Here is a 17,714-nt window from a genome sequence, read left to right as displayed (position 1 = left end):
CGCTAAAGTTTAGCAAAAGCAGTTCTTGACGGTATGGATATGACTTGGCTCAAGCTTCTCGTGTCTTGCCGATGGGGTGCATCTGCGCGTCCGCCGAGCTAACGCAGTACCCAGCAAAAACCCCCGAGAGCCTGACGCTGTCGGGGTTTCCAGTAAAACAGTGTTGCCACTTGCAGGGTGTTTGGTGGAGGCGGCGGGAATCGAACCCGCGTCCAGAAGCACTCTACGACTAGTTCTACATACTTAGTTCTGTCATTTGATTTAACCACCACGACGCGGACGAACACGCTGCATGACGGCGATTCACTAGGTTTTCGACCCAGGCGTCGTGACGCCGCCAAGGCTTAACTGACGTATATGACCTCTGTCGGTATTGCTACCGGTCTTGCGACTCTAGCCCGTCAGTAAACTAGGCAGAGGACGGCGGCCCTTAGGCTGCCAGTGCGAACGTTTCGTCGTTTGCAGTTACGTTTTTCCCATTGATTAACGAGGTGACGGGTCCTCGGTATGCCCTAGCCGCTTCGCAACCCCTGTCGAAACCAGGTCGCCCCCGCGGTTTGTTGCCCAAAACTTCTGAACCAAAGTAGATTTTACAATAGATTGACAGCCCTGTCCTGGCTGTCTTTGGATAGGACCGCCGCCGGGTTCACCAAGGCCGCCAGCCGGCAGCCTGTTCAACTGATCTCGCGCAGCAGCTTTTGCAGTTCGGCCGGCGACTGGACCACATGCTGCGCATGCCAGCGGGTCGGGGGAATGTCGTTGCCGCAGTAGCCGTAGGCGGCTGCGACCGTCACCATGCCCGCGGCGAAGCCCGCCTGGATGTCGCGCAAGTCGTCTCCCACGTAGACGACTCGCTCCGGCGCGAGGTCCAGCATCCGGGCCGCGTGCAGCAGCGGCGCGGGATGGGGCTTCGAGTGCGGGGTCGTGTCGCCGCTGACCACGCAGCCGGCCCGCAGATCCAGCCCCAGCAGGGCGACGAGCGGATCGGTCAGGCGCGCCACCTTGTTGGTGACGATGCCCCAGCGCACGCCGCGCGCGTCCAGTTCATCGAGCACGGCGTCGATGCCCTGGAACAGCGTGGTTTCGATACACAGGTCGGCTTCGTAGTTGGCGAGAAACTCTTCGCGCATCGCCGCGAACTCGGGGTGCTCCGGCCCAATGCCGAAGGCGCCGCCAATCAGCCCGCGTGCGCCGGCCGATGCCAGCGGTCGCAGGTCGTCGAGCGGCACCATCTCGAGGCCGCGCTCGTGGCGCATCTTGTTGACGGCTGCGGCCAGGTCGGGCGCCGTGTCGGCCAGGGTGCCGTCAAGGTCGAACAGGACCGCCTGGCAAAGGCCGATCGAGGCGTCTTCGTCTTCGCGCTGCGGCAGGGGGGTAGGGTCGCTCATGGATGCGTAGTGGAGTCGGTGCGCGTCAGGCGTCGCGGCGGCAGGCGAGCATGTAGTTGATGCTCGTGTCGTCCGACAGGGCGAAGTGCTTGCTGAGCGGGTGATATGCGATGCCCTTGATGTCCGCGGTGCGCAACTCGGCGGCGCGGACGAAACCTGCCAGTTCCGACGGGCGGATGAAGCGCGCGTAGTCGTGGGTGCCCTTGGGCAGCATCCGCGCAATGTATTCCGCGCCGATTACCGCGAACAGATAGGACTTCACGTTGCGGTTGAGCGTCGAGAAGAAAACCCACCCGCCAGGCTTCACCAAGGTCTTGCAGGCCGCGACGATGGCCGCCGGTTCGGGCACGTGTTCCAGCATTTCCATGCAGGTCACGACGTCGTAAGCGCCGGGTTCGCGGGCGGCGAGCGCCTCTGCGGCGATTTCTTCGTAATCGACGGTTACACCACTTTCAAGGCTGTGAAGATCTGCCACGCCGAGCGCCTGGCTCGACAGGTCGATTCCCTTCACCTGTGCACCTAATCCGGCCATCGATTCCGTCAGAATACCGCCGCCGCATCCAATATCGAGCACCCGTTTGCCGGCGAGCTGCGCATGCGCGTCGATCCAGTTGAGCCGGACCGGATTCAGTTCGTGCAGCGGTTTGAATTCGGCGTTCGGGTCCCACCAGCGATGGGCGAGATCGCTGAATTTCTGCAGTTCGTGGGGATCGGCATTGGTCATGACGGATGAGGCCTTGATGAGAGCGGGTGAACGGGTGTCGAGGATAAGCCCCGAGTATATAGGCCGACGCACAGGGCGGCAAAATGCCACGGGCACCTCGGCTGCCGGCAACCGGCCTAAGGTCGATGCCCGGTGGGTCGCCCTGACGTGACGTAACGAAGCATTCGGGCATAAAAAAAGCCCCGCCGAAGCGGGGCTTTGATACTGCGGTAACTTGGAGCTTACTGCTTCGAAGTACCGACAACTTCGACTTCCACGCGACGATCCGGTGCGAGGCAGGCGATCAGTTGCTTGCGGTTCTTCTGGTTGCAGCCGGTCGTAACCGGGTTGCGCTTGCCCTTGCCTTCCGTATAGATACGGTTGGCTTCGATGCCCTTGCTGACCAGGTATGCCTTGACAGCTTGTGCACGACGCAGCGACAGACGGTCGTTGTACTTGTCCGAACCGATACGGTCCGTGTAGCCCGTTGCGACCACAACTTCCAGGTTCAGCGCGCCGATCTTCGATGCCAGATCGTCCAGCTTTTCCTTGCCAGCCGGCTTCAGGATAGCCTTGTCGAAGTCGAACAGCGCGTCAGCTTGATACGTAATCTTCTGGCTTTGGATAACCGGAGCGACCGGCGGCGGTGCCGGCGGGGTCGGTGCCTGAGCAACCAGGGCGCCATCGCACTTTGCGTTAGCGGTTGCCGGCGTCCAGAATGCATCGCGCCAGCAGAGTTCGTTCGTGCCGTTCATCCACACGTACTCGCCCGTACCGTTCACCCAGTTGTCGTTCGTAGCTTGTCGCGACGCCGGCACCGACTGTGCCATTGCGGATGCAGCCATTACTGCGGTAGCTGCAATGAACGCGAGCTTTGAAAGTTTATTCATATTTCTCCTCTCGAAATTGAGATTACCGCAGGTTTACTGCGAGCTTGTTGACGATGACAAGTCATACATTGCTCGAAGTATAACATTGGTGCGGAACAAAAAACGCGCTGTGTAGACTTCGAGCAGTGTCTAACTTCTTTGTGCGTTGGCATTTTGCCATATCGTTCCCTTCCCACGTAAAAAAATCTGCCCCCGTTCCCTACCCCTGTCCGATTGTGGTGCATCCGCAACAGAAGCGTGGGGGGAGCGGTACGCCCCGCCAGTCATGGCTGAGAGCCGAATAGGGGCCAGCATAAATCGGGCCCGCTCCTGCCTGTCCCTGGAGCCTCCCAGGCGCCCTTCGTGTGCTGTCCACTAATAGGTATACGTGCCCCCGCCGGGGGTGGATGCCTCGCGTGTTAGAATCGCGTGATGCGTTGCGCCTGCAGCGCCTACGCGAAGACGGGGTCCCGCCATCGTCTTCGCACGTAAAAGATACGGATAATGGATCAATTCGCCAAAGAGACTCTGCCAATCTCCCTAGAGGAGGAAATGCGCCGTTCGTATCTCGATTACGCGATGAGCGTGATCGTGGGGCGTGCGCTTCCCGATGTCCGCGATGGCCTGAAGCCGGTGCACCGGCGCGTGCTGTACGCGATGCACGAGCTGAACAACGACTGGAACCGAGCTTACAAGAAGTCGGCGCGTATTGTCGGCGACGTGATCGGTAAATATCACCCGCACGGCGACACGGCTGTCTACGACACGATTGTCCGGATGGCGCAGTACTTCTCCTTGCGCTATATGCTGGTGGACGGTCAGGGCAACTTCGGTTCGGTCGACGGCGACAACGCCGCGGCGATGCGGTACACCGAAATCCGCATGTCCAAGATCGGCCATGAGCTGCTCGCCGACATCGACAAGGAAACGGTCGACTTCACGCCGAACTACGACGGCAGCGAAAACGAGCCGGCTATCCTCCCGGCGCGCATTCCCAATCTGCTGATCAATGGCTCGTCCGGGATCGCGGTGGGGATGGCAACGAACATCCCGCCGCACAACCTGAACGAAATCGTCGACGCCTGTCAGCATCTGCTGAAGAACCCGGAAGCGACGATCGACGAGCTGATCGAAATCGTTCCGGGGCCCGACTTCCCGACGGCCGGCATCATCTACGGCGTGGCCGGCGTGCGCGACGGCTATCACACCGGCCGTGGCCGCGTGGTGATGCGCGCGCTCACGCACTTCGAGGAAATCGACCGCGGCCAGCGGATGGCGATCATCGTCGACGAGTTGCCGTACCAGGTGAACAAGCGCTCGCTGCTCGAGCGCATTGCCGAACTCGTCAACGAGAAGAAGCTCGAAGGCATTTCCGACATCCGCGACGAGTCCGACAAGAGCGGCATGCGGGTCGTGATCGAGTTGAAGCGTGGCGAGGTGCCCGAGGTCATCCTCAACAACCTGTACAAGGCGACCCAGCTTCAGGATACGTTCGGCATGAACATGGTCGCGCTGGTCGACGGCCAGCCCAAGCTGCTGAACCTGAAGGAAATGCTGTCCTGCTTCCTGTCGCACCGGCGGGAAGTGCTGACGCGGCGCACCGTATACGAACTGCGTAAAGCGCGCGAACGCGGTCATGTGCTGGAAGGCCTGGCGGTGGCGCTCGCCAATATCGACGAGTTCATCGCCCTCATCAAGGCTGCGCCGACTCCGCCTATCGCGAAGCAGGAGTTGATGAACCGGCCGTGGGATTCGTCGCTGGTGCGCGAAATGTTGTCGCGCGCCGAGACGGAAAACGCCTCGGCGGGCGGTCGCGAAGCGTATCGTCCGGAAGGCCTGAACCCCGCGTTCGGCATGCAGTCCGATGGCCTCTACCGTCTGTCCGACACCCAGGCTCAGGAAATCTTGCAGATGCGTCTGCAACGCCTGACCGGTCTGGAGCAGGACAAGATCATCGGCGAGTACCGCGAAGTGATGGCCCAAATCGCCGACCTGCTCGACATCCTGGCGCGTCCGGAACGCATTGCGGCGATCATCGTCGAGGAACTCACCTCGATCAAGGCCGAATTCGGCGACGCACGCCGTTCGAAGATCGAGCTGAACGCGACCGAGCTGAACACCGAAGACCTGATCACGCCGCAGGACATGGTGGTGACCATGTCGCATGCCGGTTATGTGAAATCGCAGCCGTTGTCCGAATATCGCGCCCAGAAGCGCGGAGGTCGCGGCAAACAGGCGACTTCCATGAAGGAAGACGACTGGATCGACACGCTCTTCATCGCCAACACGCACGATCACATCCTGTGCTTCTCGAACCGCGGCCGCGTCTACTGGGTCAAGGTCTACGAAGTGCCGCAGGGTTCGCGCAACTCGCGCGGCCGCCCGATCGTCAATATGTTCCCGCTGCAGGACGGCGAGAAGATCACGGTGGTCCTGCCGGTCAAGGAATTCTCGGCGGATAAATACGTGTTCATGGCCACCGCGTTAGGAACGGTAAAAAAGACGCCGCTAGAAGCCTTTAGTCGGCCGCTGCGCAAGGGTATTATTGCGGTCGGTCTGGATGATGGTGATTACCTGATCGGCGCGGCTATCACCGACGGTCAGCACGACGTGATGTTGTTCTCGGATTCGGGCAAGGCAGTGCGCTTCGACGAGAACGACGTGCGTCCGATGGGCCGGGAGGCGCGCGGCGTCCGCGGCATGCAGCTTGACGACGGGCAGCAGGTGATTGCGCTGCTGGTCGCCGGCGACGAGCAGCAGTCAGTGCTCACCGCCACGGAAAATGGCTTCGGCAAACGTACGCCGATCACTGAGTACACCCGCCACGGGCGGGGTACGAAGGGAATGATCGCGATCCAGACGTCGGAGCGCAACGGCCGTGTGGTTGCCGCCACGCTGGTGGATTCCGAGGCGCAGATCATGCTGATTACGAATACGGGCGTGCTGATTCGCACGCGCGTGTCGGAAATCCGTGAAATGGGCCGCGCAACCCAAGGTGTTACACTCATCAGTCTTGATGAAGGGACGAAGCTTTCCGGTTTGCAGCAGGTTGCTGAGGCCGAAGCTGATGTGGATGGCGACGCCGAAGGTCCCGCTGACGGTGACGAAAGCGGTGAAGAGGGCGGCGCAGCCTGATTCGCACCGGCAATCATGTACAGGGTGAACGCTGCGGGGACGCAGACTGGCGCATCGGGCCGATGCGCAGTCCACGCAGCAAGCAGTTCGACTAATTTCTCTTAGGGAGTAATGATGCAAAAAGGATTCAAACAGTTGATGTTGCTGGCTGCTTTCGTGCCGACCCTTGCAATGGCGCAGGCGCTCCAAAGCCAAACGCCGGCTCCGGCGGACAGCACGGCTGCTGCAGCGCCGGTTGATCCGGCCAAGCAGGCTGCCATCAAGGATCTGCTGGACGCGATCGACGCGCAGAAGCTCGTCGGCGCAATCGGTAACAGCGCACAAATGCAAGCCAAGCAATTGGTTCCGGCCATCCTGTCGGACGCTTTGAGCGAAAACAAGACGATGACGGACAAGCAGAAGCAAGCTTCCGTCCCGACGCTGCAGAAGAACGCTGTGCCGAAGCTGGTTGACGCGGCAGGCCAGGTCTTCGCAACGGATGGCTTCCGTCAGGACGCAATGCAAGCTCAGTACGACGCTTACGCGAAGTACTATTCGACGTCGGAAATCAAAGATCTGACGGCGTTCTACAAGAGCCCGACGGGCCGCAAGTTCATCCAGGTCCAGGACCAGGTTGGCCGCGACGTCGTGAACGGTCTGATGCAAAAGTACATGCCGCAATCGATCAAGGCAACGCGCGCTCAAGCTGACCAGGAAGTCGCTTCGGTCAAGCCGGCCAAGTAAGCAGGTCGATCGGGCTTTGCTGATGCCGGGCTAACCGGCCGGCCACAGGCGCCTCGCGGCGCCCGGGTTTGGCGGGGTAGCGGTGTCAATGCGATAATGGCCGTTTGCGCACACGCGCAGACGGCCATTTTCTTTTCGGGCGCGAATTCGCAACGGTGATTCGTTGCGCGCCCGCTTCAGGGGTTTCACGATGCGCGTCTTTAATTTCTCGGCCGGACCTGCGGCCATGCCCGAAGAAGTGCTGCGCCTCGCCGCCGACGAGATGCTCGACTGGCACGGCAGCGGCATGAGCGTGATGGAAATGAGCCATCGCGGCAAAGAGTTCATGTCGATTCACGAGGAAGCGCTGACCGATCTGCGCGACCTGCTCGACGTGCCAGCCAGCCATCGCATTCTGTTTTTGCAGGGCGGCGGTCTGGGCGAGAACGCCATCGTGCCGCTGAACCTGTTCGGTTCGAAGCCGCGCGCCGATTTCGTGGTGACGGGTTCCTGGTCGCAGAAATCGTTTAAGGAAGCGCAAAAGTACGGCAGCGTGCATCTGGCCGCGAGCGGTGAAACTGCCGACGGCTTTACACGCGCCCCGGCGCGCGCCGAGTGGCAATTGTCCGACGATCCTGCCTACGTGCATCTGTGCACGAACGAGACGATCCACGGCGTCGAAACCTTCGAAATTCCCGACCTCGGCGACGTTCCGCTGGTGGCCGACGCGTCGTCGCATATCCTCTCGCGTCCCATGGATATCGCCAAATATGGCGTACTGTACGGCGGTGCCCAGAAGAACATCGGCATGGCCGGCGTCACCGTGGTGATCGTGCGCGAGGACATGCTGGACCGCGCGATGAGCGTGTGCCCGTCCGCGTTCGAGTGGAAAACCGTCGCCGCCAACAATTCGATGTACAACACGCCGCCCACGTACGCGATCTACATCGCCGGGCTCGTGTTCAAGTGGCTGAAGAAGCAGGGCGGCCTGACCGCCATGGAAGCGCGCAACATCGAGAAGTCGAAGCTCCTCTACGACACCATCGATGCAAGCAGCTTCTACCTGAACAAGATTGAACGCACTTCGCGCTCGCGGATGAACGTACCGTTCTTCCTCGCCGACGAAGCGCGCAACGAAGATTTCCTGGCCGGTGCGAAAGCGCGCGGGCTGGTGCAGCTGAAGGGCCACAAGTCCGTCGGCGGCATGCGGGCGTCGATTTACAACGCGGTGCCGCTCGAAGGCGTTAAAGCGCTCGTCGAGTACATGAAGGAATTCGAACAGCGCAGCGCCTGAGCCTCAGGCGCGGGCATCCCTTCCCGCAGTTTCCCGGCAGAGCCGTTTCACGCATGGACGACGAACTTAATACACGACTTAAACCGCTGCGCGAGCGTATTGACGCGCTCGATGCACAACTCATCGCGCTGCTGAACCAGCGGGCCGCGGTTGCGCTCGAGGTTGGCGAAGTCAAGAAGCATTTCAACGCGCCGGTGTTCCGGCCGGAGCGCGAGCAGCAGGTGATCGCGCGTCTGCAGGACATGAGCGACGGGCCGCTCGCCAGCGAGCACATCAGTGCGATCTGGCGCGAAATCATGGCCGCCAGCCGCGCGCTCGAAAAGACCATCAAGGCCGCGTATCTCGGCCCGGCGGGCACCTATAGCGAACAGGCGATGCACGAGTACTTCGGTCAGTCGATCGAAGGCCTGCCGTGTCCGTCCATCGATGAAGTCTTCCGTTCGGTCGAAGCGGGTGCCGCCGAATTCGGCGTGGTGCCCATCGAGAACTCGACCGAAGGCGCGGTCTCGCGCACGCTGGACCTGCTGCTGCAAACGCAGTTGCTGATCGGTGGCGAACTTGCTTTGCCGATCCACCACAATCTGCTGACGCTCAACGGCGACCTGAGTGGCGTGACGCGCGTTTGCGCGCATCCGCAGGCGCTTGCGCAATGCCAGGGCTGGCTCGCGTCGAACGCGCCGCATCTGGAGCGGCAGGCGGTGGCGAGCAATGCCGAAGGCGCGCGAATCGCCGCGGCCGATCCAACCGTGGCAGCGATCGCCGGCGATCGCGCAGCGATCCACTACGGCCTGCAAGTCGCGCACGCGCTGATCCAGGACGACCCGCACAACCGCACGCGTTTCGTGATGATCGGCAAGGAGCCGACCGGTGTGAGCGGCAGCGATCTGACCTCGTTGATCGTCTCGGTGGCGAATGAGCCGGGCGCGATGTTCAAGCTGCTCGAGCCGCTGGCTCGGCATGGCGTGTCGATGACGCGTTTCGAGTCGCGTCCGGCCCGTGTCGGGACGTGGGAGTACTACTTCTACATCGACGTCGAAGGACACCGGGACGATGCGTCCGTCGCGGCGGCGCTCGCCGAGCTCGGTCAGAAGGCCGAATTCCTGAAGATCCTCGGCTCGTACCCGCGGGCGCGCTGATCCGCCTGCCTGGCCCTTTTCGTCGAACCTCATTCATTACTTCAATTAGTCGAACCGGAGATATTCATGACAACGCCTTTCGGTCCTTCCTATGTGCGCGCGATTGCGCCTTATATCGCCGGTAAGCCGATTTCGGAAGTGGCCCGCGAGTTTGGCCTCGACGAGGCGAGCATTGTGAAACTTGCGTCGAACGAGAATCCGCTGGGCATGCCGGAGTCGGCGCAGCGCGCCCTGGCGCAGGCTGCGAGCGAACTGGGCCGCTATCCGGACGCCAACGCATTCGAACTGAAGGCGGCGTTGAGCGCGCGCTATGACGTCCCGGCCGACTGGGTCACGCTCGGCAACGGCAGCAACGACATTCTCGAAATCGCGGCGCATGCGTTTGTCGAAAAGGGCCAGTCGATCGTCTACGCCGAGTATTCGTTTGCGGTGTATGCGCTGGCAACCCAGGGGCTGGGCGCGCGCGCCATCGTCGTGCCGGCGGTCAAGCACGGCCACGACCTCGACGCGATGCTCGCGGCCATCACCCACGACACCCGTCTCGTGTTCGTCGCCAATCCGAACAACCCCACTGGCACCTTCATCGAGGGCCCGGCGCTCGAGGCATTTCTCGACAAGGTGCCGCGCAACGTCGTGGTGGTGCTGGACGAGGCGTACACGGAATATCTGGCGCCGGAAAAGCGCTACGACTCGATCGCATGGGTGCGCCGCTATCCGAACCTGCTCGTGTCGCGCACGTTTTCGAAGGCGTTTGGCCTCGCCGGTTTGCGCGTCGGCTTCGCGATTGCCCAGCCGGAGCTGACCGATCTGCTGAATCGCCTGCGCCAGCCGTTCAACGTCAATACGCTGGCCCAGGCTGCTGCGATCGCTGCCCTGAACGACAAGGCTTTCCTGGAAAAGACCGCGGCACTCAATGCGCAGGGCTATCGTCTTTTGACGGAAGCGTTCGACCGGCTCGGCCTCGAGTATGTGCCGTCGTTCGGCAACTTCGTCCTCGTGCGTGTCGGCCAGGACGACGGCGCCGGCAATCGCGTCAATCTCGCGTTGCTCAAGCAGGGCGTGATCGTGCGTCCGGTGGGCAACTACGGTCTGCCGCAATGGCTGCGCATTACGATCGGCCTGCCGGCAGAAAACGAAGCATTTATCGCCGCGCTCGAAAAGACGCTCGCGTCTGCCTGAGTGGTGCAAGCGCGCTCGAACCGAGCGTGAGATTTTGACCCGCGCGCCAGCGTTTTTCACGCGATGGCGCGCTTTTTCCTGTGATCGACGTGGCCGGGTTTTCTTTTAACAAGCTGGTGATTTTAGGTGTCGGCCTGATCGGCGGTTCGCTGGCGCGCGGATTGCGCGAGCGCGGCGACGTGGCCGGTGCGCGCGCCGTGATCGGGGTAGGGCGCACGCCCGCGTCGATCGCGCGCGCGCTCGAACTGGGGGTGGTCGACGCCGCGGTGGCGTTGAGCGACGACGCGGCGCTGCAGGCCGCGCTCGCCGGCGCGGATTATGTGTTGCTGGCGGCGCCGGTTGCGCAGACCCAGCCGCTGCTCGAGCGGATCGCGCCGTTTCTCGAAGCCTCCACCATCGTCACCGACGCGGGCAGCACCAAGTCCGACGTGGTCGCCGCGGCGCGTGCCGCGCTCGGCGAGCGGGTCGGGCAATTCGTGCCGGGGCATCCGATTGCCGGGCGCGAATCGAGCGGCGCGGATGCCGCGCTGCCCGATCTCTACGAAGGCCGCAACGTCGTGTTGTGCGCGTTGCCCGACAATCCGCCTGACGTGGTGGAGCGCGTCGCCGCGATGTGGCGCGCCACCGGCGCGACGGTGCACGAGATGACGCCGGAGCAGCATGACCGCGTGCTGGCGTCGGTGAGCCATTTGCCGCATTTGCTCTCGTTTGCGCTGGTCGAGCAGATCCTGAACTCGCCTGACGCGGCGCTGAAGTTTTCTTTCGCCGCGGGCGGTTTCCGCGATTTCACGCGGATTGCCGCGTCGAGTCCGGAAATGTGGCGGGACATCTGCGTCGCCAACCGTGCTGCGCTGCTCGATGAACTGGACGCCTACACGGCAGTGCTCGCGCGCCTGCGCGCGGCCGTCGAGGCCGCGGACGGCGCCGCGCTCGAGGCGGTGTTCGCCCGCTCCCGCGTCGCGCGTACCGAATGGCAGGAGCAGCGCGCCAACGTCAGCGCCGCCGCTGACCCCGAGAAATAACCGGAAACTGGACACAATCATGGAATACCTCGATCTCGGACCGTTTTCCCGTGCGTCCGGCACGATTCGCCTGCCTGGCTCGAAGAGCATTTCGAACCGCGTCCTGCTGCTCGCGGCACTGGCTGAGGGCGAAACCACCATCACCAATCTGCTCGACTCCGACGACACGCGCGTGATGCTCGACGCGCTCGAAAAGCTCGGCGTCAAGCTGAAGCGCGAGGGCGACGAGTGCGTCGTATCCGGCACACGCGGCGCGTTCACGGCAAGGACCGCGGACCTGTTCCTCGGCAACGCCGGCACGGCTGTGCGGCCGTTGACGGCAGCGCTTGCGGTCAACGGTGGCGACTACCGTGTGCACGGCGTGCCGCGCATGCATGAGCGGCCGATCGGCGACCTGGTCGACGGTCTGCGGCAGATCGGGGCGAAGATCGACTACGAGGAAAACGACGGCTTTCCGCCGCTGCGGATTCGTCCGGCCAAGATCGCCGTCGAAGCGCCGATCCGCGTGCGCGGCGACGTGTCGAGCCAGTTCCTGACCGCCCTGCTGATGACGCTGCCGCTGTTGCGCACGGACAGCGGCGTGACGATCGTTCAGGTGGACGGCGAGCTGATTTCGAAGCCTTATATCGAGATCACGATCAAGCTGATGGAGCGCTTCGGCATCAAGGTCGAACGCCACGGCTGGCACCAGTTCACCGTGCCGGCCGGCCAGCGCTACCAGTCGCCGGGCAGGATCATGGTGGAGGGCGATGCGTCGACCGCTTCGTATTTCCTTGCCGCCGGTGTGCTCGGCGGCGGTCCGCTGCGGGTGGAAGGGGTCGGACGGGCCAGCATCCAGGGCGACGTCGGTTTTGCCGACGCGCTGATCCGGATGGGGGCGAACGTGACGATGGGCGAAGACTGGATTGAAGTGCGCGGCATTGGCCACGATCATGGCAAGCTGGAACCGATCGACATGGATTGCAACCTGATTCCGGATGCGGCGATGACGATTGCCGTTGCCGCGCTGTTCGCCGACGGCACGACCACGCTGCGCAACATCGCCAGCTGGCGCGTCAAGGAAACCGACCGGCTGGCGGCCATGGCGACCGAGTTGCGCAAGGTCGGCGCCAAGGTCACCGAGGGCGAGGACTACATTGCTGTGACGCCGCCCGAGAAACTGACGCCGAACGCCGCGATCGACACCTACGACGACCACCGCATGGCGATGTGCTTTTCGCTGGTGAGTCTCGGCGGGGTGCCGGTGCGGATCAACGATCCGAAATGCGTCGGCAAAACCTTCCCGGACTATTTCGAGCGCTTCATGGCGCTGGCCCAACCCTGATTCGACCTGAACCGACCTGACGTGCGACTTTTTCGATGAAACCGACCCGTCCCTTTCACCAGACGCCCGTCATTACGATCGACGGCCCGACCGCCTCCGGCAAAGGCACCGTGGCCGCGCTGGTCGCCGCCAATCTCGGCTTCCACCTGCTCGATAGCGGCGCACTGTACCGGCTCGCCGCGCTGGCGAGCGTCCGTTACAGCATTGCGGCGGACGACGCCGAGTCCCTTGCGAAGCTGATCGACGACCTCCATATCACCTTCCGCGAGGGGCTTGCCCAGCTCGACGGCGTGGATGTATCGAGCGAGATTCGCGCCGAAGAAATCGGCAAACGGGCCTCCGCCATCGCCGTCCACGCTCCCGTGCGAGCCGCGCTGGTGGCCCGTCAGCGGGCTTTCCGCAAGGAGCCGGGACTGGTCGCAGACGGCCGCGACATGGGCACAGTGATCTTCCAGGACGCGGCCCTCAAGGTGTTTCTGACGGCCAGCGCCGAGGCCCGTGCCGCCCGGCGACATAAGCAATTGATCCAAAAAGGTTTTTCTGCTAATATAGATGACTTGCTCCGGGATTTGCGTGAACGCGACGAGCGCGACAGTCAGCGCGCGGCCGCGCCGCTCAAGCCTGCAGCGGATGCGAAGCTGCTCGATACCTCCGCATTGTCGGTCGACCAGGCGGTCGATCAGGTCGTGCAGTGGTACCAGGCGCTTCTTCCGGCCACATGAAAATGCGGCTCGGGCATCAACCGTATCAAGTAGCAAGCAGTGAAAGCAGTCTGTTGTCGTGTAGGTGCTCCGCGATCGTCGTGGAGCGTGTATTAACCCTTTAACCCCGCGTGGGATTCGCACCTCGCCGAAATTGCTGACCGTCCGGCCAGCCGGGCACGCGAGAACCATGCAAATTTTGATTTTTATGTCCGACCTGCAAACTTCCAACCCGAATACCGAATCTTTTGCGGCTCTGTTCGAAGAGTCGCTGACCAAGCAAGACATGCGCGCCGGCGAAGTGATCTCCGCCGAAGTCGTGCGCGTTGACCACAACTTCGTGGTCGTCAACGCTGGTCTCAAGTCCGAAGCCTACATCCCGCTCGAAGAGTTCCTGAACGACGCGGGCGAGGTAGAAGTGCAGGCGGGCGACTTCGTTTCCGTCGCGATCGACGCGCTGGAAAACGGCTATGGCGACACCATCCTGTCGCGCGACAAGGCGAAGCGCCTGGCTTCGTGGCTGTCGCTGGAAAAGGCCCTCGACAACAACGAACTCGTGACCGGCACGATCACGGGCAAGGTCAAGGGCGGCATGACCGTCATGGTCAACGGCATCCGCGCGTTCCTGCCGGGTTCGCTGGTTGACACGCGTCCGGTCAAGGACACGACCCCGTACGAAGGCAAGACGCTGGAATTCCGCGTCATCAAGCTCGACCGCAAGCGTAACAACGTCGTGCTGTCGCGCCGTGCCGTGATCGAAGCCACGCAAGGCGAAGAGCGCGCAAAGCTGCTCGAAACGCTGAAGGAAGGCGCGATCGTGGAAGGCGTGGTGAAGAACATCACGGACTACGGCGCATTCGTGGACCTCGGCGGTATCGACGGCCTGCTGCACATCACCGACATCGCATGGCGTCGTGTGCGTCACCCGAGCGAAGTGCTGTCGGTTGGCCAGGAAGTCACCGCGAAGATCCTCAAGTTCGATCAAGAGAAGAACCGCGTTTCGCTGGGTATCAAGCAACTGGGCGACGATCCGTGGGAAGGCATTTCCCGCCGTTACCCGTCGGGCACGCGCCTGTTCGGTAAGGTCACCAACATCACCGACTACGGCGCATTCGTCGAAGTCGAATCGGGCATCGAAGGCCTGGTTCACGTGTCGGAAATGGACTGGACGAACAAGAACGTTGCACCGTCGAAGGTTGTGCAGCTGGGCGACGAAGTCGAAGTCATGGTTCTCGAAATCGACGAAGACCGCCGCCGTATCAGCCTCGGCATGAAGCAATGCAAGCCGAACCCATGGGACGACTTCAGCCGCAACTTCAAGAAGGGCGACAAGCTGCAAGGCGCAATCAAGTCGATCACCGACTTCGGCGTCTTCATCGGTCTGCCTGGCGGCATCGACGGTCTGGTTCACCTGTCGGACCTGTCGTGGAGCGAAACGGGCGAAGAAGCGGTTCGCAAGTACAAGAAGGGCGACGAAGTGGAAGCGATCGTTCTCGGCATCGACGTCGAGAAGGAACGCATTTCGCTGGGTATCAAGCAGCTCGAAGGCGACCCGTTCAGCAACTTCGTTGCAATGAACGACAAGGGTTCGATCGTCGACGGCGTGGTCAAGACGGTAGACGCGAAGGGTGCTGTGGTTCAGCTGTCGGCAGAAGTCGAAGGCTACCTGCGCGCTTCGGAAATCGCACAAGACCGCGTGGAAGATGCTCGCAACGTGCTGAAGGAAGGCGACAAGGTCAACGCGATGATCATCAACATCGATCGCAAGTCGCGTGGTATCAACCTGTCCGTCAAGGCTAAGGACTCGGCTGAGCAACAGGAAGCGATTCGCGGCCTGGCTTCGTCGGATTCCAGCTCGGCTGCCACCGGCACGACGAACCTCGGCGCGCTGTTGAAGGCCAAGCTCGACGGCCAGAACCAGTAAGCCTTGAGTTTTCTTGAGAGGTCTGCTGCAGTATGACCAAATCGGAATTGGTCGCCCAGCTGGCTACGCGATTTCCGCAGCTTGTACTTAAAGATGCGGATTTCGCGGTGAAGACGATGCTTGATGCGATGTCGGAGGCGCTTGCCAACGGCCATCGCATCGAAATTCGTGGCTTCGGCAGCTTCGGCCTCAATCGTCGTCCCTCCCGTGTCGGACGCAATCCGAAGTCGGGCGAGAAGGTGCTGGTACCCGAGAAGTACGTACCGCACTTCAAGCCCGGCAAGGAATTGCGCGAGCGGGTAGATCGACGTTCGGGCGAGCCGCTGAAGGCTGAAGAGCCGGATGACGACGACCTGTAAATGTTCCGCTGTGCGGTTCGCAGCGTGGCATTGGTAGCGTCAGCGGCCAAAGCCAGACGGCAAAAGACCAGAAAAAGCGCCTTCGGGCGCTTTTTTTTCGTCTACGCTCCGGCGCTTCGCCGGGGGAGCACGCCGGACACGCTCAGGTTACCCGGCGACTGCCTTTTTGCCGCGTGGAAGATCCGCGCGGCGCGAGACGCCAGGCAAACCGGGCGGTAAACCCCACGTAAGCGCATCCAGACGCCTTGTTCCTGCCCACTCGCTGGGCCTTCCATTACAATACGGGTCACTTCGGCGCGGGCGACACCATGGCGCGACGCGCGTCATCAAGCCGGCGTCATACCCGCAACTGCCGTCAAGAGACCTTATTCATGAAATTTATCGTCTGGCTGATCCGCGTTCTGGTGTTCGTGCTGCTGCTGGTGCTCGCACTCTCCAACACGCAAACCGCTACGCTGAATTTCCTGGCCGGCTACGCATGGTCCGCCCCGCTGATCCTCATCGGCCTCGCGTTCTTTGTGGTCGGTTTGCTGGCCGGGCTGGTGTCGGCGGTGCCGGCGCTGTTTCGGCTGCGGCTCGAAAACGGCCGCCTGAAGCGTGAGCTGCGCGTGGCGCGCGAGGCCCCGGTGGTGGTCGAGCAACCGCCGCTGCCGCCGCTGATCTAGGTTTTCCCATGCCGTGTGCCCGAGGCACGCGGCTTTCGTTTCTGTACTCCCGATCAATCGCATGGATCTAGACTTCTGGTGGCTGCTGGTCATTCCCGTCGCTTTCGCGTTCGGCTGGATGGCCGCGCGCTACGACCTCAAGACGCTGCTGTCCGAGAGCGCCAACCTGCCGCGTTCGTATTTCCGCGGCCTCAATTTCCTGCTCAATGAGCAACCGGACCAGGCTATCGATGCGTTCATCGAGGTCGTCAAGCTCGACCCGGAAACCATCGAGCTGCATTTCGCGCTGGGCAATCTGTTCCGCCGCCGCGGCGAGACGGACCGCGCGATTCGCGTGCATCAGAACCTGCTGAGCCGTGCCGACCTGCCGGTCAAGGAGCGCGATCATGCGGCCTATGAGCTGGGGCAGGACTTCCTGAAGGCGGGCCTGCTGGACCGCGCGGAAGAGACCTTCCGCTCGCTCGAGGCCGGTGAGCATGCATTGGGCGCCCAGCGCGCGCTGCTCACCATCTATGAGATCGAGAAGGACTGGCACAAGTCGATCGACACCGCGCGTCACCTCGAAACAATGGGCGCCGAGTCGCTGGACAAGGAAATCGCCCAGTTCCACTGTGAACTGGCGCAGGAAGCACTCCAGCAAAAGAAGCCCGATGAGGCTCGCCACCAGTTGCATCTGGCGTTGAAGGCCAACTCGCAAAGCGTGCGCGCGACCATCCTGTTCGGCGATGTGGACATGGTGGGCGGCGCGCCGGAGGCTGCAATCGCGCATTGGCTGAAAGTCGAGGAGCAAAACTCTTCGTATCTGCCGCTGGTGGCCGAAAAGCTGATGAAAGCGTATGAAGCGCTCGGGCGCCCGGAGGACGGGGCGGATCTGCTGACGAGCTGGGTCGACCGCTATCCTTCGAACGATCTGCTGGACGTGGCCTACCAGCACGTCGCGGCCCTGCGCGGGCAGGATGCGGCGCACGCGCTCGCACGCTCGCAGATGCAGAAATCGCCGAACCTCGCCGGCATGACGCGGCTGCTCGAAGCGCAGCAGGCGAGCGCGGAGGAGCCGCGCCGCAGCGAACTGGAACTGATGCGTACGCTGATCAAGCAGCGCACCAAAAATCTGCCACGATATACGTGCCAGAATTGCGGTTTCCGGGCACGTCTTTTCTATTGGCAGTGTCCGGGTTGCAGTGGGTGGGAAACCTATGCACCGCGGCGCGTCGAGCCGATCGCAGCGTCAAGCTGAGCGGCGCGTCATGACCGCGCAACGCCACGCCGGAGTGTGCCGGCCGTTGCAGCATGCATGGGCTGTTCGTGTACGG

General features: G+C 62.3%; 15 protein-coding genes and 1 other RNA gene. 12 read left to right on the top strand and 4 right to left on the bottom strand.

Translation table 11 applies throughout. The annotated features are described in order from the left end of the window. Nucleotides 1-182: 182 nt before the first annotated feature. From ssrA to ompA, 4 genes are all read right to left on the bottom strand, one after another. Nucleotides 183-552: a transfer-messenger RNA gene (ssrA, locus tag BUS12_RS26715) on the bottom strand. A gap of 122 nt (nucleotides 553-674) precedes the next feature. Next, entirely contained in the window at nucleotides 675-1,388 is a 714-nt protein-coding gene (locus BUS12_RS26710) for an HAD-IA family hydrolase (protein WP_074300404.1), read from the bottom strand. Nucleotides 1,389-1,413: 25 nt separating this feature from the next. Beyond that, nucleotides 1,414-2,112, bottom strand: a complete 699-nt coding sequence (gene ubiG, locus BUS12_RS26705) for a bifunctional 2-polyprenyl-6-hydroxyphenol methylase/3-demethylubiquinol 3-O-methyltransferase UbiG (RefSeq protein WP_074300403.1) — start codon at nucleotides 2,110-2,112, stop codon at nucleotides 1,414-1,416. A 221-nt stretch (nucleotides 2,113-2,333) separates the two neighbouring features. Then, entirely contained in the window at nucleotides 2,334-2,981 is a 648-nt protein-coding gene (ompA, locus tag BUS12_RS26700; RefSeq protein ID WP_074300402.1) for an outer membrane protein OmpA, read from the bottom strand. Nucleotides 2,982-3,464: 483 nt separating this feature from the next. On the opposite strand from ompA, the gene gyrA reads away from it, so the two are divergent. From gyrA to lapB, 12 genes are all read left to right on the top strand, one after another. Next, nucleotides 3,465-6,095 carry a DNA gyrase subunit A gene (gyrA, locus tag BUS12_RS26695; protein WP_074300401.1) on the top strand — a complete coding sequence of 877 codons (2,631 nt, stop codon included), beginning with the start codon at nucleotides 3,465-3,467 and terminating at the stop codon, nucleotides 6,093-6,095. Between the two features lie 114 nt (nucleotides 6,096-6,209). Then, nucleotides 6,210-6,818 carry a DUF2059 domain-containing protein gene (locus BUS12_RS26690; RefSeq protein ID WP_074301724.1) on the top strand — a complete coding sequence of 203 codons (609 nt, stop codon included), beginning with the start codon at nucleotides 6,210-6,212 and terminating at the stop codon, nucleotides 6,816-6,818. Between the two features lie 190 nt (nucleotides 6,819-7,008). After that, nucleotides 7,009-8,091, top strand: a complete 1,083-nt coding sequence (gene serC / locus BUS12_RS26685; RefSeq protein WP_074300400.1) for a 3-phosphoserine/phosphohydroxythreonine transaminase — start codon at nucleotides 7,009-7,011, stop codon at nucleotides 8,089-8,091. Between the two features lie 53 nt (nucleotides 8,092-8,144). After that, nucleotides 8,145-9,227 (top strand): prephenate dehydratase, encoded by a 1,083-nt coding sequence (gene pheA, locus BUS12_RS26680; protein WP_074300399.1) that lies wholly within the window; start codon nucleotides 8,145-8,147, stop codon nucleotides 9,225-9,227. Nucleotides 9,228-9,293: 66 nt separating this feature from the next. Then, a complete protein-coding gene (gene hisC / locus BUS12_RS26675; RefSeq protein ID WP_074300398.1) occupies nucleotides 9,294-10,406 on the top strand; it encodes a histidinol-phosphate transaminase in 1,113 nt (370 codons plus the stop codon). Between the two features lie 80 nt (nucleotides 10,407-10,486). Further along, nucleotides 10,487-11,428 carry a prephenate dehydrogenase gene (locus BUS12_RS26670; protein ID WP_074300397.1) on the top strand — a complete coding sequence of 314 codons (942 nt, stop codon included), beginning with the start codon at nucleotides 10,487-10,489 and terminating at the stop codon, nucleotides 11,426-11,428. Nucleotides 11,429-11,447: 19 nt separating this feature from the next. Further along, nucleotides 11,448-12,752, top strand: coding sequence for a 3-phosphoshikimate 1-carboxyvinyltransferase (aroA, locus tag BUS12_RS26665; RefSeq protein WP_074300396.1), 1,305 nt, complete (start codon nucleotides 11,448-11,450; stop codon nucleotides 12,750-12,752). Between the two features lie 35 nt (nucleotides 12,753-12,787). Continuing rightward, nucleotides 12,788-13,474, top strand: coding sequence for a (d)CMP kinase (gene cmk, locus BUS12_RS26660; RefSeq protein WP_074300395.1), 687 nt, complete (start codon nucleotides 12,788-12,790; stop codon nucleotides 13,472-13,474). A 169-nt stretch (nucleotides 13,475-13,643) separates the two neighbouring features. Beyond that, complete coding sequence (rpsA, locus tag BUS12_RS26655; RefSeq protein ID WP_028200080.1) at nucleotides 13,644-15,377, top strand: 30S ribosomal protein S1; 1,734 nt, start codon at nucleotides 13,644-13,646, stop codon at nucleotides 15,375-15,377. A gap of 32 nt (nucleotides 15,378-15,409) precedes the next feature. Next, a complete protein-coding gene (locus BUS12_RS26650) occupies nucleotides 15,410-15,736 on the top strand; it encodes an integration host factor subunit beta (RefSeq protein WP_074300394.1) in 327 nt (108 codons plus the stop codon). 371 nt (nucleotides 15,737-16,107) lie between these two features. Next, nucleotides 16,108-16,401, top strand: coding sequence for a LapA family protein (locus BUS12_RS26645; RefSeq protein WP_074300393.1), 294 nt, complete (start codon nucleotides 16,108-16,110; stop codon nucleotides 16,399-16,401). A gap of 61 nt (nucleotides 16,402-16,462) precedes the next feature. Then, entirely contained in the window at nucleotides 16,463-17,638 is a 1,176-nt protein-coding gene (gene lapB, locus BUS12_RS26640; RefSeq protein ID WP_074300392.1) for a lipopolysaccharide assembly protein LapB, read from the top strand. The last annotated feature ends 76 nt before the right edge of the window (nucleotides 17,639-17,714 follow it).

It is taken from the genome of Paraburkholderia phenazinium (assembly GCF_900142845.1).
Taxonomy (GTDB): Bacteria; Pseudomonadota; Gammaproteobacteria; order Burkholderiales; family Burkholderiaceae; genus Paraburkholderia; species Paraburkholderia phenazinium_A.
Note: the sequence above shows the minus strand (reverse complement) of the source record. Positions and strands in the feature narration are given on the sequence as shown.